The organism is Pedobacter cryoconitis (assembly GCF_014207135.1).
Classification (GTDB): Bacteria; Bacteroidota; Bacteroidia; order Sphingobacteriales; family Sphingobacteriaceae; genus Pedobacter; species Pedobacter cryoconitis_D.
Genome location: NZ_JACHCC010000014.1, coordinates 190,462 through 217,086, shown reverse-complemented (window position 1 = coordinate 217,086; position 26,625 = coordinate 190,462). Strand labels below are relative to the sequence as shown.

27 protein-coding genes are annotated in these 26,625 nt (G+C 39.5%); 16 read left to right on the top strand and 11 right to left on the bottom strand.

Annotated features, from left to right (window positions below):
• Position 1 precedes the first annotated feature (1 nt).
• Entirely contained in the window at positions 2-2,158 is a 2,157-nt protein-coding gene (locus HDF25_RS23570; protein WP_184628860.1) for a catalase, read from the top strand.
• A 99-nt stretch (positions 2,159-2,257) separates the two neighbouring features.
• On the opposite strand, the gene HDF25_RS23565 is transcribed toward HDF25_RS23570, so the two are convergent.
• Entirely contained in the window at positions 2,258-2,713 is a 456-nt protein-coding gene (locus tag HDF25_RS23565) for a ferritin-like domain-containing protein (RefSeq protein WP_184628859.1), read from the bottom strand.
• A 130-nt stretch (positions 2,714-2,843) separates the two neighbouring features.
• Positions 2,844-3,614 (bottom strand): Ku protein, encoded by a 771-nt coding sequence (locus HDF25_RS23560; RefSeq protein WP_184628858.1) that lies wholly within the window; start codon positions 3,612-3,614, stop codon positions 2,844-2,846.
• 110 nt (positions 3,615-3,724) lie between these two features.
• Here HDF25_RS23560 and ligD point away from each other — a divergent pair, with 110 nt between their 5' ends.
• Positions 3,725-6,337, top strand: a complete 2,613-nt coding sequence (gene ligD / locus HDF25_RS23555; protein ID WP_184628857.1) for a DNA ligase D — start codon at positions 3,725-3,727, stop codon at positions 6,335-6,337.
• 42 nt (positions 6,338-6,379) lie between these two features.
• Here the strand turns inward: ligD and HDF25_RS23550 are convergent, their stop codons facing one another.
• Genes HDF25_RS23550 through HDF25_RS23540 form a run of 3 tightly spaced genes read right to left on the bottom strand, consistent with a single transcriptional unit; the run spans position 6,380 to position 7,141 of the window.
• Positions 6,380-6,754, bottom strand: coding sequence for a nuclear transport factor 2 family protein (locus HDF25_RS23550; protein ID WP_184628856.1), 375 nt, complete (start codon positions 6,752-6,754; stop codon positions 6,380-6,382).
• Positions 6,755-6,777: 23 nt separating this feature from the next.
• Positions 6,778-6,933 carry a hypothetical protein gene (locus tag HDF25_RS23545; protein ID WP_184628855.1) on the bottom strand — a complete coding sequence of 52 codons (156 nt, stop codon included), beginning with the start codon at positions 6,931-6,933 and terminating at the stop codon, positions 6,778-6,780.
• Between the two features lie 19 nt (positions 6,934-6,952).
• Positions 6,953-7,141 (bottom strand): hypothetical protein, encoded by a 189-nt coding sequence (locus tag HDF25_RS23540; protein WP_184628854.1) that lies wholly within the window; start codon positions 7,139-7,141, stop codon positions 6,953-6,955.
• A 194-nt stretch (positions 7,142-7,335) separates the two neighbouring features.
• On the opposite strand from HDF25_RS23540, the gene HDF25_RS23535 reads away from it, so the two are divergent.
• Entirely contained in the window at positions 7,336-8,949 is a 1,614-nt protein-coding gene (locus tag HDF25_RS23535; protein WP_184628853.1) for an amidase, read from the top strand.
• Position 8,950: 1 nt separating this feature from the next.
• On the opposite strand, the gene HDF25_RS23530 is transcribed toward HDF25_RS23535, so the two are convergent.
• The 3 genes from HDF25_RS23530 to HDF25_RS25990 all read right to left on the bottom strand — a co-directional run bounded on the left by HDF25_RS23530 (position 8,951) and on the right by HDF25_RS25990 (position 11,713).
• The gene (locus tag HDF25_RS23530; RefSeq protein ID WP_184628852.1) at positions 8,951-10,009 is read right to left on the bottom strand and encodes a DKNYY domain-containing protein; all 1,059 of its coding nucleotides are present in this window, start codon (positions 10,007-10,009) and stop codon (positions 8,951-8,953) included.
• A 148-nt stretch (positions 10,010-10,157) separates the two neighbouring features.
• Positions 10,158-11,135 (bottom strand): alpha/beta hydrolase, encoded by a 978-nt coding sequence (locus tag HDF25_RS23525; RefSeq protein ID WP_184628851.1) that lies wholly within the window; start codon positions 11,133-11,135, stop codon positions 10,158-10,160.
• Positions 11,136-11,518: 383 nt separating this feature from the next.
• A complete protein-coding gene (locus HDF25_RS25990; protein WP_184628850.1) occupies positions 11,519-11,713 on the bottom strand; it encodes a helix-turn-helix domain-containing protein in 195 nt (64 codons plus the stop codon).
• 144 nt (positions 11,714-11,857) lie between these two features.
• On the opposite strand from HDF25_RS25990, the gene HDF25_RS23515 reads away from it, so the two are divergent.
• The 6 genes from HDF25_RS23515 (at position 11,858) to HDF25_RS23490 (ending at position 17,669) form a co-directional block, all read left to right on the top strand.
• Entirely contained in the window at positions 11,858-12,406 is a 549-nt protein-coding gene (locus HDF25_RS23515; protein WP_184628849.1) for an RNA polymerase sigma factor, read from the top strand.
• Positions 12,387-12,656 (top strand): hypothetical protein, encoded by a 270-nt coding sequence (locus HDF25_RS23510; RefSeq protein WP_184628848.1) that lies wholly within the window; start codon positions 12,387-12,389, stop codon positions 12,654-12,656. Before HDF25_RS23515 ends, HDF25_RS23510 begins: the two co-directional genes overlap by 20 nt.
• A gap of 89 nt (positions 12,657-12,745) precedes the next feature.
• Entirely contained in the window at positions 12,746-13,423 is a 678-nt protein-coding gene (locus tag HDF25_RS23505) for an ATP-dependent Clp protease proteolytic subunit (protein ID WP_184628847.1), read from the top strand.
• 183 nt (positions 13,424-13,606) lie between these two features.
• Positions 13,607-14,518 (top strand): class A beta-lactamase, subclass A2, encoded by a 912-nt coding sequence (gene bla, locus HDF25_RS23500; RefSeq protein WP_184628846.1) that lies wholly within the window; start codon positions 13,607-13,609, stop codon positions 14,516-14,518.
• 467 nt (positions 14,519-14,985) lie between these two features.
• Positions 14,986-15,912, top strand: a complete 927-nt coding sequence (locus HDF25_RS23495) for a family 2A encapsulin nanocompartment shell protein (RefSeq protein WP_184628845.1) — start codon at positions 14,986-14,988, stop codon at positions 15,910-15,912.
• Positions 15,913-15,917: 5 nt separating this feature from the next.
• On the top strand, positions 15,918-17,669 hold the full coding sequence (locus HDF25_RS23490) for a family 2A encapsulin nanocompartment cargo protein cysteine desulfurase (RefSeq protein ID WP_184628844.1): 1,752 nt from the start codon (positions 15,918-15,920) through the stop codon (positions 17,667-17,669).
• 38 nt (positions 17,670-17,707) lie between these two features.
• Here HDF25_RS23490 and HDF25_RS23485 read toward each other — a convergent pair whose 3' ends face one another.
• Positions 17,708-18,490, bottom strand: coding sequence for a murein L,D-transpeptidase catalytic domain family protein (locus HDF25_RS23485; protein WP_184628843.1), 783 nt, complete (start codon positions 18,488-18,490; stop codon positions 17,708-17,710).
• 247 nt (positions 18,491-18,737) lie between these two features.
• On the opposite strand from HDF25_RS23485, the gene HDF25_RS23480 reads away from it, so the two are divergent.
• The 4 genes from HDF25_RS23480 to HDF25_RS23465 all read left to right on the top strand — a co-directional run bounded on the left by HDF25_RS23480 (position 18,738) and on the right by HDF25_RS23465 (position 22,375).
• Entirely contained in the window at positions 18,738-19,400 is a 663-nt protein-coding gene (locus tag HDF25_RS23480; protein WP_184628877.1) for an START domain-containing protein, read from the top strand.
• A gap of 135 nt (positions 19,401-19,535) precedes the next feature.
• Complete coding sequence (locus HDF25_RS23475) at positions 19,536-20,723, top strand: ankyrin repeat domain-containing protein (protein WP_184628842.1); 1,188 nt, start codon at positions 19,536-19,538, stop codon at positions 20,721-20,723.
• Positions 20,724-20,733: 10 nt separating this feature from the next.
• Complete coding sequence (locus HDF25_RS23470) at positions 20,734-22,068, top strand: ankyrin repeat domain-containing protein (protein ID WP_260409449.1); 1,335 nt, start codon at positions 20,734-20,736, stop codon at positions 22,066-22,068.
• Between the two features lie 70 nt (positions 22,069-22,138).
• The gene (locus HDF25_RS23465; protein WP_184628840.1) at positions 22,139-22,375 is read left to right on the top strand and encodes a hypothetical protein; all 237 of its coding nucleotides are present in this window, start codon (positions 22,139-22,141) and stop codon (positions 22,373-22,375) included.
• Positions 22,376-22,389: 14 nt separating this feature from the next.
• Here HDF25_RS23465 and HDF25_RS23460 read toward each other — a convergent pair whose 3' ends face one another.
• Positions 22,390-22,755, bottom strand: coding sequence for a winged helix-turn-helix transcriptional regulator (locus HDF25_RS23460; RefSeq protein WP_184628839.1), 366 nt, complete (start codon positions 22,753-22,755; stop codon positions 22,390-22,392).
• 95 nt (positions 22,756-22,850) lie between these two features.
• Here HDF25_RS23460 and HDF25_RS23455 point away from each other — a divergent pair, with 95 nt between their 5' ends.
• Genes HDF25_RS23455 through HDF25_RS23445 form a run of 3 tightly spaced genes read left to right on the top strand, consistent with a single transcriptional unit; the run spans position 22,851 to position 25,944 of the window.
• The gene (locus HDF25_RS23455) at positions 22,851-24,110 is read left to right on the top strand and encodes a serine hydrolase domain-containing protein (protein ID WP_184628838.1); all 1,260 of its coding nucleotides are present in this window, start codon (positions 22,851-22,853) and stop codon (positions 24,108-24,110) included.
• 12 nt (positions 24,111-24,122) lie between these two features.
• Positions 24,123-25,271, top strand: coding sequence for an MFS transporter (locus tag HDF25_RS23450; RefSeq protein WP_260409448.1), 1,149 nt, complete (start codon positions 24,123-24,125; stop codon positions 25,269-25,271).
• A gap of 40 nt (positions 25,272-25,311) precedes the next feature.
• On the top strand, positions 25,312-25,944 hold the full coding sequence (locus tag HDF25_RS23445; RefSeq protein ID WP_221451011.1) for a DUF1349 domain-containing protein: 633 nt from the start codon (positions 25,312-25,314) through the stop codon (positions 25,942-25,944).
• 40 nt (positions 25,945-25,984) lie between these two features.
• Here HDF25_RS23445 and HDF25_RS23440 read toward each other — a convergent pair whose 3' ends face one another.
• Positions 25,985-26,623: an NAD(P)-dependent oxidoreductase gene (locus HDF25_RS23440; RefSeq protein WP_184628837.1), complete on the bottom strand. Its 639-nt coding sequence runs from the start codon at positions 26,621-26,623 to the stop codon at positions 25,985-25,987.
• Positions 26,624-26,625 lie beyond the last annotated feature (2 nt).

Genomic DNA, 26,625 nt, shown 5'->3' with positions numbered 1-26,625 from the left:
AATGGAAAAGAAAAAAACGAGGACTGAAAACAGTGGTAATTTAAAACAAAAAGACCTGGCACCTGATATAACTTCCGATCAGGAAGAATTGATGACCACCAATCAAGGTCTTAAGATTAATGATGACACGAATTCGCTGAAAGCCGGAGAACGGGGACCATCTTTACTGGAAGATTTTATCCTAAGAGAAAAGATAACGCATTTTGACCACGAACGAATTCCCGAACGTATTGTACACGCCAGAGGTTCAGGTGCTCATGGCTATTTCCAGGTATATGAATCTATGGCTAAATATACCAAGGCAGGTTTTCTACAAGATCCCTCAGTTAAAACACCTGTGTTTGTCCGCTTTTCCACGGTTGCGGGATTCAGAGGTTCGTCTGATCTTGCGAGGGATGTTCGTGGATTTTCCGTTAAGTTTTATACGCAGGAAGGAAATTATGATTTGGTGGGTAATAATATGCCGGTATTCTTTATCCAGGATGCTATAAAGTTTCCGGATCTGATCCATGCGGCTAAACCTGAACCCAATAATGAAATACCTCAGGCAGCAACTGCTCACGATTCTTTTTGGGATTTTATTTCACTTACACCCGAATCTATGCATATGATTATGTGGGCCATGTCAGACCGGGCAATTCCCAGAAGTCTTCGCATGATGGAAGGTTTTGGTGTCCACACTTTTAGATTTATTAATGCCAAAGGAAAATCAAGTTTTGTCAAATTCCATTGGAAACCAATCCTTGGTATGCATTCTGTGGCTTGGGATGAAGCTTTAAAAATATCTGGTAAAGATCCTGATTTTCACCGAAGAGATTTACATGATGCCATTGAAAGCGGCGCGTTCCCGGAATGGGAATTTGGTGTTCAGATTGTTTCACAGGAAGATGAACATAAGTTTAGTTTCGATTTGTTGGATCCCACTAAACTGATCCCGGAAGAATTAGTCCCAGTACAAAGAATTGGTAAAATGGTACTGGACCGCAATCCGGATAATTTCTTCGCTGAAGTAGAGCAGGTAGCCTTCCATCCTGGTCATTTAGTTCCAGGTATAGATTTTACTAATGATCCTTTACTTCAAGGCCGTTTATTTTCTTATACAGATACACAATTGTCTCGTTTAGGGAGTCCTAATTTCCATGAAATCCCAATTAACCGTTCGGTGAATACTGTCCATAATAATCAGCGTGACGGCCATATGCGCCAGCAGATCAATGTGGGGAAAACTAGCTACCATCCAAATTCTATAGGAGGCGGAAGCCCTGCTCAGGCAAAAATAGCTGACGGTGGATTTTCTTCTTATGAAGAACGTGTTGATGCACATAAAGTCCGTGCACGGAGTAAAAGCTTTATGGATTTCTTTAGCCAGGCTACTCTTTTCTTTAATAGCCAGTCTGAGCCTGAGCAAAACCATATTGCTGATGCATTAAAGTTTGAATTAGGGAAAGTAGAGACAGTTGAAGTTCGGCAAAGAATGGTGAACCTGCTTACTCAGATTAGTGTTCCTCTTGCAAACACTGTAGCCGAGAGTTTAGCTTTAAAGGCTGGTAAACCTGAGGAGCCTATTAACCATGTTCTTGGAGCGGATGCCAATCCAGCAGACTATCGGCCCCATAAAGTAAAGTCAGAAATTGAAAAATCTCCCGCCTTAAGTATGGCCAATACTCCAAAAGATAGCATTAAGACCAGACAAATTGCTTTTCTGGCTGCTGATGGAGTGGATGCTGCTGATTTTGGAAATATGAAAAAAGCACTTCTTGCTGCTGGCGCTATGGTTAAAGTTGTTGCGCCTAAAAATGGTATACTTAAGGATGCTGCGGGTAAAGAGATCAAAATTGATATGAGTTTTTTAACCGGCACATCGGTGGTATTTGATGCTGTGTATGTACCAGGTGGAGATAAAAGTATTAACGCTTTGTTAGCCGAACCTGATGCGATTCATTTTATTAATGAAGCCTATAGACATTGCAAAGCAATTGCAGCGACCGGCAAAGGTATTGAGCTAATCACCCAAAGTTATGTAGGTGCTAAATTGAAAAGTGGCAATACAGATGCAAAAGCAGGTATACTGGTCGATACTACACCTCAGGATTTTATTAATGCAATCGCACAGCATCGTTTCTGGCAGCGGGAGAAAAAAGATAAAGTTCCTGCCTGATCTAATGAATATCTACAAATTACGGCTGAAGGATTAAAAGATACAAAAGAAAGGCGATATCATCCAGATGATATCGCCTTCTTGTATTAGCATATTTTTTTATAAAACCCGGTCTCTAAGGGCCTTGATTTGATCATGTGAAGCCTTTAAAGTAGCTTGTTGGCTAGAGATCAGGTTAACCAGATGTTTTGCTAACCCTTCGGTTTCCAATGCCATTTTATAAGCACGTTTTGCAGCATCTTCTCCAAATTCACAATTGTTGAGAATAGTTTCACGGTCATGACCAGTGAAAATGGCTTTAACATCCATCCATGCCCGGTAAATTTTGCCTGAAGTGGTTGTTCCTTTTTCAGCATCAGTCCCAAGAACTTGAACTTCTTGTATCAACGCCGATTTGTTGTTCTGGCTTTGTCTTACCATTTCGGCAAATAAGGATTTAAGGTCATTATCCTCAGGTTTCAGATCCTCTAATGCTTTCTGGTATCCTGCAATCCTATCATTATTTATCTCAATAAGATCGTTCAGGGTTTCTGTGTTTATTGCCGTATTTTCCATATCAATTAGCTTTGATGTATTGAAGTAACACGAGCTAGTCAGATATGTTTAGATTTTCTTAGACCTAAAAGGAATATAAGATTCTTATTGCATACTTTTGCGGATTTTATTGCTCATAGGGAAATGAAGCTCAACTTCCTTTTTTACTATTTAAACTTTTCATCAACTGACCATATAAGTCATCACCAGGTTCTTCCCTGGGTATTAATTTTTTCACAACAGCTCGTTTTCCTTTTGCCTTTGCTTTAATGATTTTTAAAAGTTCAGCACTATACTCATCATGGAAATTTTCAATATTAAATTCAGAAGAGTACTGCTTTATCAATGCAAGTCCAACTTCTAACTCTTTTTTATTTATAGCAGCAAGCGATGGGGTTTCCAATTCCTTATAGGATCGGATTTCTTCGGGGAACCTGATTTTTGTGATGACTATAATATCGTTCATAGGATGAATAATACAAAGGTTTTCCGTATTACGAAGTACGAATCTTGCAAGACCTGCCTTCTTCGATTTAATTAGTGCTTTCAGCAGTAATGCGTATGCTCTTTTTCCCTGATCTTCAGCTTCTGCATAATAGGAGGTTTCATAATAGATCGGGTTAATCTCTTCAATGTTGACGAAATTCTCTAACTCAATCATTTTATTCTTTTCGGGGCTCGCATCGCTGAAATCCTCTTCATCTAATATGACATATTTTTCGTTTAACAGGTATCCCTTTACTATTTTATCAAAAGGTACTTCTTTATGTGTATTTTCATTTATCCGTTTAAACTTGATCTTTGAATGATCTTTTCCATCCAGCATATCCAGATCCAGATTGCTATTTTGAACTGCCGAAAATAGTTTAACAGGAATATTGACTAATCCAAATCCAATAGACCCTTTCCAGACTGCTTTCATATCAAGTTATTTTTTGAACTATTAACAAGGTGATTTGAAATTTGTTTCATTTCTGCTTTTTAGAACAGAACAGGATACTGATTGTTAATTACTCATTCAATGATTGTGACATGGGACTAGATCAGTATAAAAAGAAACGTGATTTCTCTAAAACTAAAGAGCCTAAGGTAGGTCAATCCAAAGATAAGGATAAGCTGCATTTTGTGATTCAGAAGCATGATGCGACGAATCTTCATTATGATTTCAGACTTGAAATGGGAGGAGTATTGAAAAGCTGGGCAATTCCCAAAGGCCCTTCTACCGATCCTAAAATCAGGCGGCTGGCTATGATGGTTGAAGATCATCCCTATAATTACAAGGATTTTGAAGGGATCATTCCTAAAGGTCAATACGGGGGTGGTACTGTGATTGTTTGGGATGAAGGAATTTATGAACCTATTGAAGATATCCAGGGTAAGAAAACACAGGATAAGTATTTACGTCATTTGTTGCATACCGGGTCATTGAAATTCAGGTTGCATGGAGAAAAGCTGAAAGGAGAATATGCTCTGGTGAAAACCCGGGGGATGGGCGAGAATGGATGGCTGCTGATCAAACATAAAGATGAGTTTGCTTCTACCTCTGACATTACTGAAAAAGATAAGTCAGTGTTGTCTGGAAAGACCATTGCAGCCATGTCCAAACAAAGTGAAAAGATGTGGCTTAATGGTCATGAACAGGATCTGCCTGTTTCAGAGACGAATGTTTTAAAAGAAATAGCAAATGTTAAATCTTTACTTGAAACGGCACCAGAGAAAAAGATTCCAATTGGCATAAAACCTATGCTGGCTACCCTGGTCGATGAACCTTTTGATAATCCAGACTGGGTGTATGAAGTAAAATGGGATGGTTACAGGGCGCTCGCTTATACATTAAAAAACGGTGATGTTCAGTTACTGTCCAGAAATAATAAGCAGTTCAATGAAAAATTTTATCCTATATATGATTTGCTCCGAACCTGGAAAATAGATGCGGTGGTTGATGGCGAAATTCTGGTATTGAACAAAAAAGGGATTTCTGATTTTTCCGCATTGCAAAACTGGCGTAGTGAGGCAGATGGTCATCTTGTTTATTGTGTTTTTGATCTGATCTGGTACGATGGAAAGGATCTGACCGGTCTTCCATTAAAAGAACGGCAGTACATTTTAGAAAGTGTCCTGCCGCAAGCAGACGAAAGAATACGTCTAAGTAAGGTTTTTCATGCTAGTGGGACTGACTTCTTTAAAGCAGCTCAAAAAATGGGACTAGAAGGGGTTATGGCTAAAAAAGCAAGCAGCACCTATACTGTGAACAACCGCTCCAGCGACTGGCTGAAAATAAAAGTCAATAAAAGACAGGAAGTAGTCATTGTTGGTTTTACTAAAAATCAAGATACATCCCGGCAATTTAGTTCCCTGTTGCTAGGTGTTTATGAAAATGGAAACTTGCAATATGCCGGAAAGGTGGGGACAGGTTTCTCTGACAAAATGCAACAAATGATGATTGCAGAGTTCAAACCTTTAATCACAGATAAAAGTCCTTTTTCTGGAACTCCGCACCCGCCACGGGTTAAGGCTACCTGGATAAAACCAGAATTGGTTTGTGAGATTGCTTTTACTGAAGTTACTGCTGATGGTGTCTTTCGTCATCCCTCTTTCCTTGGCATGCGCGTTGACAAAAAAGCTAAAGACGTAATCCGCGAAACAGCTACAGAGGCTAAAGCTATTGTTGATCCGGATCTTTCAGTGAAAAAAGTAGTGCAGGTTACCCGCAAAACGCTCCTCAATTCTAAGGATGAAATCCAGGTATGTAAGATAAATGGACACGATCTGAAGTTTACACATTTGAGCAAGTTCTATTGGCCACTGGATAAGATAACTAAAAGAGATATGCTTAACTATTATGATCAGGTAGCTGAATATATTTTGCCCTATCTGAAAGACAGACCGCTATCGCTGAACCGTTTTCCAGGGGGGATCAATGGGAAAAGTTTCTATCAGAAGGATGTGAAGGGGAAGGTTCCTGATTGGGCGGAAACTGTTCCACATACAACGAATGAGGGAGACCATAAGGAATACCTGGTAGGTACAGATAAAGCGACATTACTCTGGATGGCTTCCCTGGGCTGTATAGAAATGAATCCTTGGTTCAGCAGGATAAAATCAATGGATAATCCGGACTACTGCGTGATAGATCTTGACCCTGATAAAAATACTTTTGACCAGGTAATAGCAGCAGCACGAATTGTAAAGGAGGTACTGGATCAAATGGAGGTGCCTGGCTTTTGTAAGACTTCCGGTTCAACAGGAATGCATATATACATCCCTCTGGCGGCACGTTATAGTTATGAACAGTCGCAGCTATTTGCAAAGATTATTGTCAGTCTGGTCCACCAGCGAATACCAGAGTATACAACTCTGGAAAGGATGATTTCTGCACGAAAGGGTAAAATGTATCTGGACTTTCTTCAGAACAGGCCGGGTGCAACCATTGCAGGACCTTATTCTTTACGTCCGAAACCAGGTGCAACAGTTTCTATGCCTTTGCACTGGGATGAAGTAAAACCTGGGCTGTCCATGAAAGACTTTAATATTTTGAATGCGGTAGACCGGTTAAGATCAGAAGGTGATTTGTTTAAAGGCGTTCTCGGAAAAGGTATTGACCTGGAGAAAGTTATTCATAAGGCCAAAAGTGTATTTAGTTAATATTAATCATTTCATGGAATGAAGAGGTTGATCAGGTGAAAGTTATGTTGCAGTATGCATGGCAATTAACCATTCTCCATTTTCCTGAGTCAGAACATAAGAAGATTTTGCTGTCATTTGTTGTCCATTGAGTGCTGGTGATCCAATAGCGGTATATTCACAGGCAAGCAGAATGTTGTTATCGTCAAGTGATTTATTTAAGACTTGTTTGATACTAATGCTAGTCCAGCCCTGATTAATTATGCCCTGTAACAATTCCGAAATTTGGGGGCTACCTTGAACCGTCTGATAACCGACTAAAATACAGTCCGGGGTATAGAGTTTAATAAGTTCTTTAGATCCTTTGCTCCAGGCCGCTTCATATTTTTTGATGAATTCTTGTGTGATCTGTGGAATTGTTTGTGCTGTTGTAGTCATAATGGTAAGATTTTTTGGGGAGTCTATTCTTTATGCTTTTGCCGTTCGCGCATATTTTCTTCCGCTTGCTTTACTTCATCTTTCTCTGCCAATGGCTCCTGAGTTTTTAGCTTTTCTGGTTTTTCAACTTTTATAGCAGCTATATGAATATCTTTTTCCTTTTTTATTTTTTTTTCCATGATGATTAGCAATCATACATTATTTAAACTTTTCAATTGATTTTTTGATCTGTGAGTAATGCAAAGGTTGCTCTTGAGCTTGTTGAGTTTTTCCCCATTGCCAGTCTTCTCTGAAGTCTTCATCAGGATGGAAGTAATAACCATGTGGTTTGAAGGATGAATTAAGATTGATATTCAAATGGCCTTTCTCATTAATTTTCGTCTTCATAATATAAATGTTTGAGTAGATTATTAATAAACACTTGATAATCAGAATTGTTTGGTTGTTAAGTCTATGGTGTGTCATACTTGATTTAAGCTTAATACCTAAGAAAATATAGCTGATGAATGTAGGAGATAAACAATAATTTATGATATTTAGTAAATCATCATTTTATTATATATCCTTATAGATCTATCATCATGGAAAGAAGAAAATTCATGGGCAATTCAATTGCCGGTTTAGCACTCTTAGCTTTTGGGATACCACCATTTAAGGCTCAGGCTAAAGAATTACCAGTTAAACCAGTTTTGACTACCGAAAACTTCGAACTTGATGAGGTCACAATTGATGTATTACAACAAAAGATGAAGAGCGGTGAGTATAGCTCAAAGACCATTACCGAAATATATTTAAAGCGTATCGCTGCAATTGACAAAGATGGCCCCCATTTAAATGCTATAATAGAACTCAATCCTGATGCCTTGAGTATCGCCAGTGCAATGGATGATGAACGAAAAAGTGGAAATGTCAGAGGGCCTTTACACGGTATACCAGTATTAATCAAAGACAATATTAATACTGCAGATAAAATGCTGACCACAGCTGGTTCAATTGCAATGGAAGGAAATAAGGCTTTAAAAGATGCATTTATTGTAGCAAAACTAAGAGAGGCAGGAGCAGTATTGCTCGGAAAAACCAATTTGAGTGAATGGGCCAATTTCAGATCGACAAAATCATCCTCAGGATGGAGCAGCAGGGGTGGGCAGACCAGGAATCCTTATGTATTGCATCATAGCCCTGGTGGGTCGAGTGCAGGATCGGGTGTTGCAGTTGCAGCTAATCTTTGCGCTGTGGCCATAGGTACAGAAACAGATGGATCGATTACCTGCCCGGCATCACTTAATGGTATTGTAGGTATTAAACCCACAGTTGGATTGGTTAGTCGTTCGGGTATTATTCCGATATCGCATACGCAGGATACAGCCGGGCCAATGACCAGAACGGTTAAAGATGCAGCAATCTTACTGGATGTGATTATGGGAAGAGATCCGGAAGATAAGGTGACTCTGGAATCTAAAGCCGCAGCGAAAAGCAGTTATACCAGTTTTCTTGACCCTGATTCATTGAAAGGGAAAAGAATTGGAATAGATAAAAAGATGCTGAATTCAAAAGCCAGTGGTGCACCAATTCTGAAAGAAGCACTAGATGTGATGAGAAGTAAAGGAGCCGAAATCATAGAAGTAGAGTTCCATGATCGGTTACAGGCTCTTGGTGACCCTGAGTTTGATGTACTCCAATATGAATTTAAGGATGGACTAAACAAGTATTTGTCCAAATCAAATTCGTCCATTAAATCACTCAAAGAACTCATCGCTTTCAATAATGATCATGGGCAGGATGCTATGCCATTCTTTAAACAGGAACTGTTGGAAATGTCTGATAAGAAAGGGGATCTTGGTAGTAAAGAATATACTGATGCGTTGAGCAAAATGCTTGCCTCCAGAGCCATTCTCGATGACCTGATGAAGGTAAATAGACTGGATGCAATTACTGGGTTTACCTATGGGGCTGCCTGGAGCATCGACATTATCCATGGCGATCAGGTAAATGAAATGAGTTTCTCTTCACCTGCAGCTATCTCCGGATATCCCCATATTACTGTTCCCGGTGGCTTGTACCATGGCTTGCCAGTAGGTGTATCATTTATGGGAGGGGCTTATACGGAGGGGACATTATTCGCGCTGGCCTATGCCTTTGAGCAAGCTACCAAAAAGAGAGTAGCTCCCGTTTTTTTAAGTGAGGTGGTAAGGTAGATCATATTTTATTCCCATCCCAGTCAAACCGATGACCAGATTTATCTCCAAATACGGCGGTATATTTTTTCCCGTTTACAGCACCATTCGTTTCAATTTCTTTAAAGCTTTTACTATCAACCCCTTTTAACAGATTAGTTTTATAATATACGTTTTTAGCGTCTTTACCAAAACCAAATTTTAGCGGTACATAGGTATTAACCTCTGCCTGAGCAACGATATCCCCGTCATAGTAAACATTATTTTTATCTTTTGCATAAAGGCTAAATTTATCTTTCGGGAAGTACAATTGAAATGAGTTCACGTCAACTGTTTTGTATTTAAATGCTTTACCATAAAATATGACCTGATCATCTCCACATAATACATCCTCATTCATAAATCTGACTTTTTGCAAGGGATTGAAGGGAGTTGATAACACTTTAATTTTGGGTGAGGTTTCTACATAATAAATGGCCTTTTGGTCTATAATGTATTTGCTATTTAAAGTCTTCATCTTACCGTCATTTAGCAGAAATGACTTGAATTCCCCATCTTCTGAATTTGCATAGACCGAATCCTTATCTTCTGAAAATTGCTTGTTGAGAAACCTGAAGGTATTTCTATCGACCTTTAATTTTGCCACATTCAGGTAATAGCTGTTTTTATCTCTCGCCCAGGAATGATTTAACGTATCAATAGCTAAATACTCGAATGTTTTTGGATCAGAACCTTCAATCTTTTTCATTAAATGATCCGACAATAAATACGCTGAAAACTTGTCCTTTGGTATTCCTTTATCCATGTAAAACGAGTTACGGTCTACTTCTTTCTGCTTTATGCCAAGGTAGAATACGAAAGCTTTATCTTCTCCAATTTCAGTGGATAAAACCTTGAATGTTTTCGGATCAGCATCCATTTTATAACTTCCCAATTCAAACCAGTTGCCATTTTGGGAATACGACAGTTGTCCACTTGAAGAAATGAAATAAGAATCCGATTTTTCTTTGTCAACCAGATCACCCAAATGTGAACAAGAGGTAAGTAATAGTATAACTAAAATGAAGGGATAATTTTTCATAAGATATGCTTAAAAAAAATGTGGCTTACGGATTAAATATCAAGATAATGACGCACATTAACAATGAGTGTCGCTCAAATTGTCGTCAAGCGGCCAAATTTGCTGATATAGTCTTTTATTTTGTGACCGATGGCCTTTTTATTCCTTCTTATTTGTAGAGATCATCAGGTGTAACCATCAATGTTCGCTTCTGTTGCAGATCGTTGTAATCAACAGTGATCAGATACTGTTTTTTTTCGAAAACATAGTTGTCTATGAACCATAATATCTCATTCAGATTTTTATGCATTGGAACTCCTGCGATCTCATGCCCCATTCCGTGTACCCGCATGAAATAATAAGGATATCTATTTGCGTCGAATCTTTTAGCCAGATAGTTAGAACCAAAAAAACCTTTGTTGAAAAGGCGTTGTTTATTATACATAACCAGTTTGTCTTCTGTCCCATGAAATAACATGGTGGGGGCAGGGGCGATCTGATAAGATGGAGTACCTTTATAACTTAGTATGGCTCCTGCAAAGGAGATAACACCTGCATACTGAAATTTTTCAGGAAGCTGACGGGTTAAACCAGTATGGTTTCTTTTTTCCCAGTCGGCATGCAGTACCGTTATCGCTCCGGCACTGGAACCGGATATGATAATGCTGGTGCTGTCAATGCCCAATGTGCCTGCGTTTTTAAGCAGGTAAGCCGTGGCGCTGTAAAGATCTGCCACCGCAGTGTCTATGGCATTTTTTAAGGGTTTAGTATGAAGGGCGGAAAGTTTTTTTACTCCTTTCAGACCCAACCGGTAATCTATAGAAACTACTTTGTAATTGTGAGCGACCAGTTTATTGAAATAGGCGGTATAATATTTATCATCCCTTGAACCTCTGATAAACCCGCCTCCAAAGACAAACATCACACAAGGTTGCTTAACTTTTAAATCCTGGTTACTGTAAATATCCATTTTCAGCTCCTGTTTATCTTTAACGCCATAGGTAAACGTCGTCTTATGAACAGCTTCAACTGGTTTTACTTCCTGTGCAAAGGTACTTTGAAGGTCGGTCAGGAAGAAAAACAGCAGGATTAAAACTGATTTGTATGTTTTGGCAGGGAGGATAACTGAAAAAAGAGGAAGATTCATTATTTGTTGATTATATCGTTTTAAAAATAATTTTTTGTGCCATTCGGGTGATTCATGATTGGATGAATTTTAAATGATCCGACAGTAAATATGCGGAAAATTTGTTTTCTCCTATTTCAGAAACGGAATTACTTTTTTAGTGTAGAAAGGTTCCTGTCGGCCCCAAAATATATAATCCACTTTCAGGTAGTTCTTGGCAAAATTGTAAATTTCACTTACGGTGACTTTTTGAGCAGTCTGAGGATTTATAATTCCATAGTTTATCCATTTGTCCCTTTCTGTACACCAGTATATCCGGACCTCGGACACCCACATTTATTTCTTTTGCATAGGCATATAAATCGTTAATGTGTAATAATAATAAAGTACTTTCAAGGGCATATTTATAGGAGCGTTAAATATTCTTTAGGTGTAATGCTAAATGTGCTTTTAAATTGTTCAATCAAATGTGAGGCATCTGTAAAATTAAATTTATTAGCTATTTCCGTGATTGTAAAATTGCCAGTTTCCAATATCTCTTTCGCATAAGCCAGTTTACTTGTTAATGATATTTTGATAAGTTTTACTATCGTAGCCAAGCCCAAAAAGTAGAGCCCAAATGGAAGATATGGGTCTATATTTGGCTAAACTATGTAATGCATAAAATCCAGCGTCAAAAATAATTGCAGAATTTAGGTGATATTTGAAGTTATATAAGCACATACTATTAAACTATAGTAGTTATGGACCCAAAGCCTGATAAAGAAAAAACACCAAACGATCGCGAAGCTTTACTCATGTCGCTGTATCAAGATGCTTTTCCCCTTGTGGCAAGTCATGTGAAGAAAATGGGAGGCTCGTTCGATGAAGCCAAAGATATTTTTCAAGATGCCCTGATCATTTATTATGAAAAAGTTCAGCATACAGGAAAAACGCTTCAGTGCACTGAAAAAGCATATCTTTTTGGCATTGCAAAATTCCTTTGGAATAAACGGTATAAAGTGACCAGTAAACAATTTTCTCTTGATCTCAATAATGATCTTGATGCTGTTGATTCCGTCTATGAAGAGATATCTTTGTCCAGATTGATCCATTTGCTGCAAACAGCAGGTCAGAAATGTATGCAACTGCTAAGCGCTTTTTATTATGAAAGGCTAAATATGGAAAGCCTTGCAGAGCGATTTGGATTTTCGGGCCCAAGATCAGCAACTGTTCAGAAATTTAAATGTCTGGAGAAAATAAAAGAAACTGTAAAAGAAAAATCATTAAATTATGAAGACATCATGGAATGAGCTGCTTCTGATTGAAGAATATCTTTTGTCAGATAGAAAAGAAGCAGATAGAATCCTGCTTGAAGCCCGTATTATATTACAGCCAAATCTAAAGGACAGTGTTTTCTGGCAGGAAAAAACGTACAGTCTGATCCAGCAATATGGAAGACAGCAGCTGAGAAAAGAAATAGAACAAGTGCACGAAAAGTTGTTTACAGCTCCGGAACACTATTCTTTCAGGCAAAAGATCATACAGCTTTTCGGTAAATAACCTTTCGCAGTAATTTTTGAAAAACAACTATATCTTTCTATTCAAGAGAGTAGGGAAACTTATGCCCAAAATTTAAAAAGACACAGAATATGAACAAGAACGAATTTCGCAATTATGCAATAAAACATCATCGTATCAATAGTTTATACGTAGATCGTTATATCAGCCGGATATCATCTAATGCCGGCCCGATGGCTATGACACCTTATATAACTGAAGAACGGCAATTAAATGTGGCACAGATGGATGTCTTTTCAAGATTGATGATGGACAGGATCATCTTTATGGGAGAGCCTGTCGATGACAGGAGTGCTAATGTTGTACAGGCACAATTACTCTTTTTACAGTCTGCCGATGCAAAGAAAGATATCCAGTTATATGTTAACTGTCCTGGTGGATCAGTCTATGCCGGTTTTGGGATTTATGATACCATGCAATTGATATCACCAGATGTGGCTACAATCTGTACTGGGGTTGCTTTATCCATGGGATCAGTATTGCTATGTGCTGGTGCTGAGGGCAAACGCTCAGCATTGAAACACTCTAGGGTGATGATTCATCAGGCTAGTGGTGGTGCACAGGGTACTGCTACGGATATGGATATCAGTATAAAGGAGGTACTTAAAGTTCAAACCGAATTATATCATATTATTGCCAAACACAGCGGTCAGAGTTATGATAAGATCAATGAAATTGCTGCCCGTGATTACTGGATGACGGCAGTTGAGGCTAAGCAATTCGGTATGATTGATGAAGTATTGGGTTAGAAATATATGTACATTTTGGTATCCTCCATTTTATGTCCACCGTTTCTTTAGTAAAACCAAAATCTTAAACCATGATGAAAAGGATCGTTTTCCTATTATTAATTAGTATTCAAGTGACCTTTCTTTTTTGCACAGAAAGAGGATGGGCCAGTTCTTTCTAATCAAAAGTTCTACTTTTGCACTATGATAAAATTCAAAATTCTTAGACCTATTCTCCTGACGTTATTGCTTATCCCACAAATTATATTCGCTCAGCATAGCCCGCAGTCGAGCTTGCAATTACAAGAAAAAATTAAACACATTATTGATACGGCCGGAGGAAAAATTGGTGTAGGCGTGCAGGGAATAGATTTTAAGGATGGTTTTATCATTAACGGAAATCATGGTTACCCAATGATGAGTGTTTTTAAATTCCCACTTGCTTTTGCCATACTGCAAAAGGTGGATAAAGGAGAATTAAAACTAAGCCAAAAGTTCCATATGCCTAAAGAGAAACTGGATACTAATACCTGGAGCCCGATGGTAAAGGATTTTCCTAACCAGGATCTTGACATGACCTTGGCAGATCTGCTAACCTATACCGTTTCAAAAAGTGATAACAATGCGTGCGACTTTCTATATACTCAGGTAGCTGGTGGCCCCGCCGCAGTAAACAAATATCTCCATGATGCAGGAGTAAAAGATATTTCTATTGTCTATACAGAAGGAGAGATGGAAAAGGATTGGACATTACAATATAAAAACTGGTGTAAACCTGCTGCCTCGCTGCAATTACTTCAACTCTTGTATCATCAAAAACTACTTTCAAAATCAAGTAATGATTTTTTGATTCAGATCATGAGAGAACTACCTGATTGGGGCAAAAGAATTACGACTCTTTTACCTAATGATACTGAATTTATTCATAAAACGGGTGCATCAGGCGTAAATAAACAAGGGATAATGGCTGCTTTCAATGATATTGGTATTGTTACTTTGCCTAATGGTAAACATCTCGCTATTTCAGTATTTGTCTCTGATTTTAAGGCCCCGAAAGAAAGAGCTACCAATGTAATTGCTGTAATCTCAAAAGAGATCTGGGATTATTATAAATAGATCATTCATGATTAAAAAACTGGTACCATCATATGGTCTACTATGAATAAGATCAATTTAAACCCCTTTAACGGGGCTTTTTTGCGAAACATTATTTTTTTTGTAAGCAGTTTTACCTTCTTTAATCGTTTCTACTACTTTGATTTTATTGGATCAGTTTTTATTGGGTTCTTATCCAAAATCACAAAATCGGTGTTTTTCCCTTTGACAAAAGAACCTTTTGTATCTTCTTCAAAATGGTGATACGCTGATCAGTTTCACAGGAATATACACTTCAGATAGAAATTGTAAATATCAGGGGGGTAGGTTATATGCTGGTTATTCGTTAATATCTTTTGGAAATATGTTGTAATTAATTGGTGTTTTTCAATTGGCTATAAGCATGTATATCTATATATAAATAAAAACTACTAATTTAGTCGTGTTTATTTATATATTTGATTTACACCTTTAAACCAAAAAAAAATATGGCAGGACAAGTGAAAAACACCCAACAAACAGCGCTAAGTGATATTGCGGCCAGACCATTGGCAATTGCTACCCGGACAGTACCACAAGCCCCTTTTATTACACCGAGATGGTTACCTCATCTTTTAAGCTGGACCCCTGTTGAATCTGGTATTTATAGGGTAAACAGAGTCAAAGATGGTGAATCAGTTGATGTAGATTGCTCTAACAGAGATGAGCGTGTGTTGCCTAATACCTTTGTCGATTACGTCGAACAGCCACGGGAATACCTTTTAAGTGCAGTTAACACCGTTCTTGATGTCCATACCAGGGTGTCAGATTTGTACAGTAAACCTTACAATCAGATCAGTGAGCAGCTTCGCTTGACCATTGAAGCGATCAAAGAGCGCCAGGAAAGCGAGTTGATCAACAATAAAGAATATGGTTTACTGCACAGCATTACAGCTTCTCAGCGGATTAAAACGCGCACAGGAGCGCCAACACCTGACGATTTGGACGAGCTGATTACAAAGGTTTGGAAAGAACCAGGATTTTTCCTGCTGCATCCTTTAGCTGTAGCTGCTTTTGGCCGTGAATGTACAAGACGAGGCGTGCCACCTCCCACAGTATCCTTGTTTGGTTCTCAATTCATTACCTGGAGAGGTATCCCATTAATCCCTTCAGATAAAGTACCAATAGAGAACAACAAAACCAAAATATTGCTGATCCGTACCGGAGAGAGCAGACAAGGGGTAGTTGGATTGTATCAGCCTGACCTGCCGGGAGAGCAGTCTCCTGGTTTATCAGTTCGTTTCATGGGCATCAATGAAAAGGCTATCGCTTCTTACCTTGTTTCTCTTTATTGCTCATTAGCTGTTTTGGTAGACGATGCGATTGCCGTATTAGAGGAAGTTGAAATCAATAAATATCACGAGTATAAATACTAATTGTTATGAGTAATACAATTAATGGCCCAAATGGACTGCCTGATGTACATGCTTTAGAAAAACTCGCCAATGAACTTTTCTCCATTTTACCTGGAGGATATGTAACTGGTCCTTTGCCTGCAAAGGATATTTTGCCTTCTAATCATGACGTGGCCCAAAGAAACGGGAGTGGACTTACAGATGCAGCAATATACCAGGGAAACTCGGTAGATCTGAATAATCCGCAAACAAGTTTACCAGATGCCAATGGTTTAGGACTTGGGCATATTCCAGGATCTACCGCCGGAAGCGGAGGTGTGTCCGGACAGCAACCAATTACCAGAAATTTTGAACAACCGGCTTATCAACCTATAGGGGGATCAGCTTTTTCTCTTCCGTTTGAATCGGAGAGGCCATTTGAACAGGAATTGAAGCAGGTTTTGGCTGGAATACAGACTTATAGTCCCACCGCTCAGTTGCCGTCTTTTCAATCGGGTCAATTAACTGAAAATGCTTACTATTTTTCTGCGTTCAATCAGTTTAGCCATGGAAATCTCCAGCCAGCTTTTAATGTAAACCTGGTACGGAATGATTTTCCAATTCTTTCTGAACATGTAAATGGAAAGCCTTTAGTTTGGCTTGACAATGCGGCTACAACCCAAAAACCCAGGCAGGTAATTGAACGGTTAAGTTATTTTTATGAACATGAAAACTCTAACATTCACCGTGCAGCACACGAGCTGGCTGCCCGTGCAACGGATGCTTATGAAGGGGCAAGACAAAAGATCAGCCGGTTTATCAATGCCCGCTCTACGAATGAAATCGTTTTTGTAAGAGGTACTACTGAAGCTATAAACCTGGTAGCAGGGAGCTGGGGAGAAGAATACCTGCAACAAGGTGATGAAATTATCCTCAGCCATCTTGAGCATCATGCCAATATTGTTCCATGGCAATTGTTAGCTAAAAAGAAAGGGTTAACTATTCGGGTGATACCGGTAGATGATGATGGACAGATACTGTTGGACGAGTACGGAAAATTATTAAATGCAAAGACTAAACTCGTTTCCTTTACGCTGGTGTCCAATGCCCTAGGTACCGTAACTCCGGCAAAACAAATTGTAGATATGGCACATGCCGCTGGTGCCAGGGTGCTCGCAGATGGCGCACAGTCCGTTTCTCATATCCGCACAGATGTACAGCAGCTGAATGCGGATTGGTTTGTTTTTTCGGGACATAAGATCTTCGGACCGACTGGCATAGGGGTATTGTATGGTAAAGAGGACTTACTAAACTATACCAGACCCTATCAAGGTGGGGGAAATATGATTAAGGATGTAACTTTCGAACATACTGAGTTTCACAATGCACCTGCCAGATTTGAAGCGGGTACAGGAAATATTGCGGATGCAGTTGGCTTAGGCGCGGCTATTGATTATGTAGAAAAGTTAGGGATTGATCATATTTACGAGTATGAGCATTTTTTACTTCAATATGCTACTCAAAAACTGGAAAGGATTTCAGGACTAAGATTGATTGGTACTGCTGCTGAAAAAACCAGCGTACTTTCTTTTGTATTGAATGGATATACCACTGCCGAAGTGGGAACAGCTTTGAGTCAGGAAGGTATCGCAGTAAGATCCGGACATCATTGTGCACAGCCAATCTTAAGACGATTCGGAGTTGAAGCCACGGTAAGACCTTCTCTTGCTTTTTACAATACCTGCGCAGAGATTGACTTACTTTGTGATGTTATTTCTGGCTTAAGGCAAAGAAATTAACAAAAAAACATAAGTGTTGTACTATTAAAGTACAACACTTATGTTTTTGCAATGAAACTGCTATCCTGCATCGGGACAATAATATTTGCTGCAAGATGCGAATCCAGATATTTCGAGAAATAGTTCTGATGACTTCCGTTGATAAAAATAACAGTTTTACCTTCAATGGTATTGATTACCTTTTCAGATAACTCAGCGGGCACCGCAGGGCATCCCTGACTGCGTCCGAGCCTTCCCAGCTCATTAATTGTACTCTGGCTAACATAAGGTGCGCCATGGACTACAATAGAGCGTCTGCGCGCATTAGAATTATAACCTTCATCCATACCGTCAAGTCTCAGCGAACGGCCATGTTTACCTCTGTAAATCTCACCTGTTATATAAAAACCAAGACTGCTTTCATTAGAGTCGGTAGCATCAGAAAAACGCGTAGCCAGATCATCACCACTCCTGGAACCATGGGCAACCCAGGTATTGAGTAAAAGAGAATCTTTTGCCAGGTCTATGATCCAGAGCCGTTTTTTAGTGCTGTTCTGGTCGAAATCGGCGACAGTAAGAATTGATTTTTCTGCTGAAACTTTACCTGTGTTTTTAAGATTATAAAATCCCGTTAGGGCTTTTTCAAAAACTTCAGGTCTGAGACCGCTTTCCTCGAGATGGGCTGCATAATAGATTTTGCTGACATGCAGATTATAAAGAGAGTCCTGGGTAACAATTTTTTCCGGTAAATTCCGGTTTGAATAAGGGATCCAGCTAATTAAAATGGTCAGAGTAAGTACGCCTAAAGTTAAGCCTGCTCCGCCTAAAAGGTATTTTCTCATAGAATGGGGTTTAAGTGCTATGAATTTTATACAATTAATTAGGTACTGTTTTTCTTCAGATAGATTTATTTTTGAGGAGCTTTTTCAGATTTTATTTAAACAAAGATAATGAAATGTAAACGATAGGCATCCTATTTTGGTATAATTACTTGATGATGACTTATATAAAGCTACAAAAATAGGTAAGAAAATACGATTTATGTATTTTTGTAACCCGGTAAATCACCTTTCGATCCGGTGTTTTTGTATGCGTCGTTCAAGCTATTTTTATACTATATTTTTAACCTCAGTTTTGCTCTTTACCAGTTTTAAACCTGTTTCAGGACAGGAAAAATGGAAATTATCAGTCGATCGTGATGGTATTGAGGTTTTTACCAGGAAGATGGAACACTCTAAAATCAAGGCAATCAAAGTAATTTGTAAGCTGGAGGCTACACCATCTCAGCTCGTAGCTGCAATTTTAGATATCAAGACCTGTAATGAATGGGTTTATCACAGTAAAGAGAACATTCTGATTAAGCAGGACTCTCCGCTCGATCTGATTTATTATTCCAAAGTAGCTGTTCCATGGCCTGCTGAAGACCGGGATTACGTCGTTCATATCCAGGTTGAACAGCATCCTGAAACTAAAATTATTACAGTGAATTCGCCTTGTATCCCCGGATATGTCGCAGAAAAGAAAAATGTAGTCAGAATCAGTCATTCTGTGGGAAAGTGGACAATCATCCCCCTGGGTAAAAATCATGTCAAAGCAGAATATATGCTGGAAGTGGATCCGATGGGAGATATACCAGCTTGGTTAACAAATCTTTTCGCAACAAAAGGCCCTTTGGAAACATTCAAAAACCTCAAAGTCCATTTACGGAAAGATGTTTACAAAAAAGCGCATTTCAAGCAGATCAGTGACTAAAGACCAGTCCATTTAAAATTCATTTATTCTATTTTTCTATTGGGCAGAATATTGGATCGTAATTTGATTATAGTTGTAAAAGAATAATTATAGTTGTGTTTAAACACGATCCCAACCATCCAAACCAAAAGAATAATGAGAATTGAAAGTGAAATCGTAAATGCCATCCAGCAAAGGGATTTTGAAAAAGCGAAAGCATTACTCCAAAGCGGAGAGAAAATCTCTAAAGAAGTTATTAAGCAGCCAAATTTTAACTTGCCCTTTGATCAGTTAATCCAGGCAAAACAATATGAGATTATTGATCTTTTGGTTGCTGATAAAACAATAGAAACAGATATATACGAATACGATTCTTTCAGGAATACTATTTTTGATGTGATCATCCGTCGTTTACCAGTGGATGAAGAGTCCCTGAATTTCTTAACAGATTTTGTAGGGAAATTGCAGAATATCAACGATGATATACAAAACGAGACTTTATTAGGTTATGCGCTTGAAAATACTGCGGATATTGCCATTATTAAATGCCTGATCAACGCAGGCTGTGACGTGAATTATATCAATAATGCTGAGCAGAGCCTTCTTTACCAGGTGCTGAATAAGCGAATGGCTCCTGCCGAAAAAACAATGGCTTATATGGAGACCTTAATTTCGGAAGGGTTAGATGTCAATAAGGCCAATGTAGAAAAGACTACGCCGATAATGGTAGCCGTCAGTCAGAATAAACCCGAATATCTGGATTTGCTTTTAGAGAACGGGGCTGACCCTAATGAACAGGACTGGCATGGTGAGACCGCTTTTTATAAGGCAGTAGTGGATCAGGGAAGTGTAGCTGTTTATGATAAACTGGCTGCCCATGTAACCCCTGATTTTGACCTGAGGGACAACAATGGAAATACACTTCTTTTAGCTTATCTAAGCCGTCCGATCAGTGATTATTATCCCGCTGTTTTACCGAAACTGATAGAGGCTGGTGCTGACCTCAGACAGACAGCGCTTCATTATGACCAGGAGAAATCTGGTCTGGACTGGCTGGCAGAAAAATCATTTGAGTCTCTTGAAACCGTATTGGCTATGGACAAAATTGAGCTCAATGAGCCGGATGATAAAGGAGAAACCCTGCTGCATAAAGTATGTGCCTATAATGTTGTGCTGGATGAACGTATGGCAAAGGAGATTTATAAAAAGGCAAAACTGCTGATTGAGTCGGGGGCTGACGTCAATCTGATCAACAGAAAGGAAGAAACGCCCTTGATGCTGGCTTCCAACAATAATCTGAAAGCCAAGACTGTACAATTACTAATTTCTAATTCAGCAAAATAAATATATGTCAATGTCATTCCTGATTGCCTGTGAAGGTGGCAATAGAAAAATCGCAGAACTATTACTTTCTGCCGGTGATACCGATATTAAATATACGGACGAAAAAGGACGTACAGCTTTGCATTATGCGGCGCACAGAGGTTACCTGGATATTGTGAAAATATTAGCAGACCAGGGCTCGGATATTGATTACGAAGATCATAATGGAGAGACCCCGCTTTTCTTTGCCCTGTTGCAGAAACAGAAGCAAACTGCGCTTTATCTGATCGAGAAAGAGGCCAAAGTTGGTATAAACGATAAACATGGAAATAGCTTTTTACATCTTACTGCTAAAACAGGCCAGGCAGAAGTGCTGAAAAAGCTGATAGAGCAGGGGTTAGAAGTAGATGTAGAAAATAACGATGCAGAAACACCTTTACTGATTGCTGCAGGCAGCGGAAATAAGGAGGTTATACATTTACTGCTGGAGGCTGGTGCAGCTATTAATAAGACCAACAATTTAGGTGACACTGCCTTGTTATTAGCCGCTAAAGCTAAAAACAGTTCCATGCTCGAGTTGTTACTGGATAACGGTGCCGACGTTAACCATATTAATGATGCAGGAGAAAGTGCTTTGTTGATCAGCTGTTATGAAAATAACCAGGCATCAGTGAAATTACTGGTGAAAAGTGGAGCTGACATCTTTGTTTCCTCAAAAAGTGGTTTATCGCCTATCTGGTACTCCTGTTCGCATAATCAGAAAGAGATTGTTAGCTTATTCCTGGATAACGGGCTGGATGTAAATTACGCTAAACCTATTACTGCTGCTGACGGTGCGATGAATTCTTACCTCGACTGGGTAGAAAGCGCGGCTGACATGTCATTAGGCAACAATTTTAGCCTGAACAATGAGATTTGCAGTGGAGAAAGCCTGTTGCAGGCCGCAGTTAAAAATGGCTATTTAAGCATGGTAAAACTGCTGGTAGAGCGCGAAGCTAAAGTTAATTATCAGGATGAATCAGGTAATACAGCCTTACATTATGCAGCTGCAAACGGGAAGAAAGATATTGTGAAATATTTACTGGAAAACAGTGCAGATGTCACTGTCGTTAACGTGAAAGAGCAAAAAGCAATTGATTATTCCAATATCAAGGGTTATAATGAGATCACTGAACTGATTTTAAAATTCAGTGCTCCGGGAACAGTTGTCAAACCGGTGGTTAACCAGGTACCGGTAACTGAAGCGCCTAAAAATGATATGGCAGCTAAAAAGCAGGCTTTAATGGATCTGAAGGAACTATTTGATGCAGGAATACTGAGCCAGGAGGAATTTGATACAGAGAAGAGTAAGATTTTAAAGGGCTGATCAGAATGGCACAAAATGTGTACTGTCCAATCCAGGTAGCAGGTTAATCCTGCCAGGAAATATTAAGAAGATGGACGAGTTCAGTATAAGATTTTTACACCACACAGTGACAGTTACCGCAGCAGCAGATAACCAGTATATTGTTTCTTACGATGAAACCTTAAATGATGTGGTAATTCCAGCAGTAATAGGGGTGATATATCCCGAAGCGGATTTGAATCACGGAATCAGGTGGGCATCAGACGATGACCTGTCTGAAGAGCTAATCCAGTTACTGGGGCATATGATTACAGAAAGGGGAATGTAAATTCCCCTTTCTGTTTATTCCGGTCTCGTCATCGCTCTGTGCTTTTCACCCCAGTTGCTTAACTGTTCCCAGATCGGAATCAGTTCCCTGCCTATATCCGTCAGTTCATATTCAACTTTTGGCGGTACCTCAGCATAAACCGTACGTTTGACTATACCATCATTTTCCAATTCTCTGAGATGCAGCGTCAGCATACGTTCAGTAATATTACAGATCTTACTTCTCAGCTCGCCGAACCTTAACTTTCCATTTTCCAGATTGCATAGAATAAGCAGCTTCCAGCGCCCGCCAACCATACATATTGAATAGGTTAGGTTACAGTCTGTTATGATGTATTTCCGGTTGAGGTTATTGGTCGAATTCTCCTTTATTTTTGCCATTACTTACTTTTTTGTATGTACCATACAATGGGTGTATTACCTTCAAAAGTAAGGGTTACCTTTTAATTTAGCCAGCTCAATTTAAATAAATAGAAATGACTAAATACCCATTAGTGCTCACTATGGCCTTAACAGGGCTGAATTTGCAGGCACAGACAACAGTAATCAGATCTGAAAAATTACACCGTATTGATAGTCTGGCGCAGCAGCTGATCAAAACCCAGCAAACCGCCGGGATAAATATCCTGATCCTGAAAGACGGAAAGCCGGTTTACGACAAAGCATTTGGTTATGCAGATCTGGAAACCAAAAAAGTAATGCAGACGAACCATATTTTCAGGATAGCTTCTCAAACCAAAGCTATAACCAGCCTGGCGGTGATGATGTTATGGGAACAGGGCCATTTTCTGCTGGATGAACCAGTTTCCAAATATATACCTGAATTTAAGAAAACGAAGGTGCTGAAAAGTTTTAACCCGGCAGACAGCAGTTATACTAGTGTTGCACCGATAAGAGAGATTACCATCCGTGATTTATTGCGTCATACCTCTGGCCTGAGTTATCCTGTCTTCTCAATAGATGAGCGGATGAACGCCATTTATGCAAAAGCGGGTGTATCTACAGGGTTGGGCAGTAAGGGCGTTTTAAAAGAGCGGATAGCATTACTGGCCAGACAGCCACTCTTACACGAACCGGGTGCTGCATTTACCTATGGATTAAACACAGATGTACTTGGACGTCTGGTCGAAATCTGGAGTGGTATGCCATTGGATGAGTTTTTCCGTACGCGGATTTTTGGACCTCTGGAGATGGAGGATACCTATTTTCATTTGCCAAAGGAGAAGCAGGACCGTTTGGTTGCCCTCCACGAAAAAACTAAGGGAAAACTAAATAAGCACAAAGGATTGATCTATGAAGGGAATGCTGCGGACTATCCGGTAACTAATGATATCTATCTGTCCGGTGGAGCAGGACTGAGTTCGACAATTTACGATTACTCAAAATTCCTGCAACTGGTATTAAATAAAGGGGTTTATCATGGTAAAAGACTGATCGGGCAGAAGACCGTTGAGCTGATGCTGCGAAATCAGCTGACAAAAAACATGAAAATAAATGGCGAAAATGAAGACTTTCAGTTTGGGCTGGGCTGGGGGCTGGTGAACGAAAGAAACAGCTATTTACACCCTTTGAGTCCTGGTTCATTCTTTTGGGGAGGAGCTTTCAATACGCACTACTGGGTAGATCCGAAAGAGCAGCTGATCGGCCTGGTCTTTACACAGGAGTATATGCCTGAGTCTTACTGGGACCTGGGATATCTATTCAAGAATGCATTTTATTCACTGATAGAAGATTAACACGACGATAGGATGATGACTAAAAAAGTAGCCTACATTGGCTGTCTGGGGTTAATTGGTATTATCACCACTGAGTTTGGCGTAATCGGTATTTTACCACAAATTGCAGCTTATTATCAGCTCACCATTGCACAGGCCGGTGTATTATTAAGTGCCTTTGCATTGGTTATTGCTTTAACCGGTCCGCTGATGACTTTACTTTTTTCTGGTTTTGACCGCAAAAAAATAATGCTAGCAGCTATTTCTGTGTTTTTAATTACCGGGATTGTTTCTTCTTTCGCCCCGCCTTTCTGGCTGTTATTAACTGTCCGGATATTACCTGCATTTCTGCAGCCTGTATATATCTCTACCGCTATAGCTGCGGCAGTAGCCTCTGGGGACAAAAAACACGAGCATCAGTTAATGGGCATTGTATTGGGGGGGATTGCTGTCGCAATGGTAACGACCGTTCCGCTGGCAACTTATCTGGCTGGTTGGTTTAATTGGAGAGCCTCATTTATGGTACAGACCGGAGTTAGTGCACTGGCATTTTTAGGAATATGGAAAGCCTTACCATTAATGCCGGTTGCCGGAAAAAAATCATATGGAAGCCAGCTGATGATCTTGAAGCAACCTGCTTTCCTGCTCAGTACAGCTATGAATTTCTTTATGATTGCAGCCTGGTTTTCGACCTACAGTTATTTTGCAGATTATCTGGGGAAAGTGAAGCATATGGATGAGAAGATGATTAGTTATATGTTATTTCTGTTTGGGATTACCGGCGTGGTTTCCAATTGGATCTCGGGAAAAATGCTCAGTAAAAGTATCCCAAAAACCACAGCTGTTTTTCTTTTGGGAACAATATTAATTCCATTTGCTTTGCAGTATTCTGGTACAAATATCTGGGTAACCATTGGAATAATTGCCGTCTGGGGATTTTTCTATGCGCCATGTTTTCTCAATGCCTCAGCCTATATGATCTCGGCAGCACCTCATGCGCTTGAATTTGCCAATAGCCTGGCTACCTCTTTTGGAAACCTGGGGGTTTCAGTTGGTACGATGGTCAGTGGCTGGATCATTGTCAGCAACGGCGTAGAATTTTCTCCCTGGGTCGGTCTGTGTTTTGGTATTTTGTCCTTAAGTATGATTGGGTTAAGAAGTTTAATAGAAAAGCATTGTTAAGTGGAAGCTATAAAATTGTTATCTTGCTTTTTTTAGAATTATGAACCCGAATTTAATTTACAAGAAACTTAAAACAAGTATTGTACTTTGCTTATTGGCTGGTACAAGCGCATTTGCTCAAAATCAACAACCAATTATGAAATGGTTCAATCAACCCGTTACCTGGTCAGGTAATGCAGACAAACTTAATTTTACGGTAGATCCCAATACTGATTATTGGCAGGTTACCCACTATGGTTTTAAAAGGGATAATGGCCCGTTCTATTTTCAGGAAGCTGAAGGCGATTTTGAGGCCAGCGTGAAAATAACAGGACATTACAAAGAACTCTTTCATCAGGCAGGCCTGATGATCCGTATAGATGAGAAAAACTGGATTAAAACAGGGATTGAGTATGTGGATGGAGTACAAAATGTAAGCGCTGTAGTAACCCGCGAAGTATCCGACTGGTCGGTGGTACCACGACATAATAGTCCTGAGTCTGTCTGGTTAAAATTACTGCGCAAAGGAGATTATGTAGAAATCAGATATTCTTTCGATCAACAGAAATATGAGATGTTACGTCTGGCCTATTTCCCTCCTGGTGTGAAAGTGCAGATTGGTATGGTTGCCGCTGCACCGGGTAAGCAGAGTTTTCCGGTAACTTTTGAGAATTTCAAAGTAGAGAAAAAATAAGGTGCTGAAAGGAGCTGACCTGATGGTCGGCTCCTTATTGTTATTTTGATGCCACAAAAGGGGCCTTCCTCAGATAGGCTGTAGCTGTAATCTGGTCGATCAGAAAGTCAGCAAGGTCGGTGGTGCTGATCAGCTCACCCGGACAATCCTGTAAATCTACCTGTACACCCCGTCTTTCGGTTGTCTGTTCAATCCAGGGTAACCTGAGCAGTGTCCAATCCATCTTACTTTCTTTTAGCATTTCGTAAGCTTTCTGTTTATCCGCAACAAAGATGGGAAAGGTCGCTTTCATCCATTTTGTTGCTTCTGTATTCTTAGGACTCTTCTGGTCCCCGGCTACTTCTAGATTCATACCCGTTAATAAAATATACCGTTTGATATTCAGTTCTTCCATAACCCGGAGAATGTTCGAGGTTGCCAGGCTTGAAATCAGTTCTTCGTCTTTATTTTGACCGATCGCACTGATTACGCAGTTGCAGTCCTTCAATAACAGCCTTGTGGTTTCTAAATCTTTGATATCTCCTTTAACGATTTCTATTAAAGGATGAGTAATACTGTAGTTTTCCGGATTCCTGATCAGTGATTTAACCTGATAACCCTGAAGAAGTAATTCCTGAAGCAGGTATTTGCCCGCTTTTCCTGTTGCACCTAAGAGTGCTATTTTGATAGATTTTGTCATTG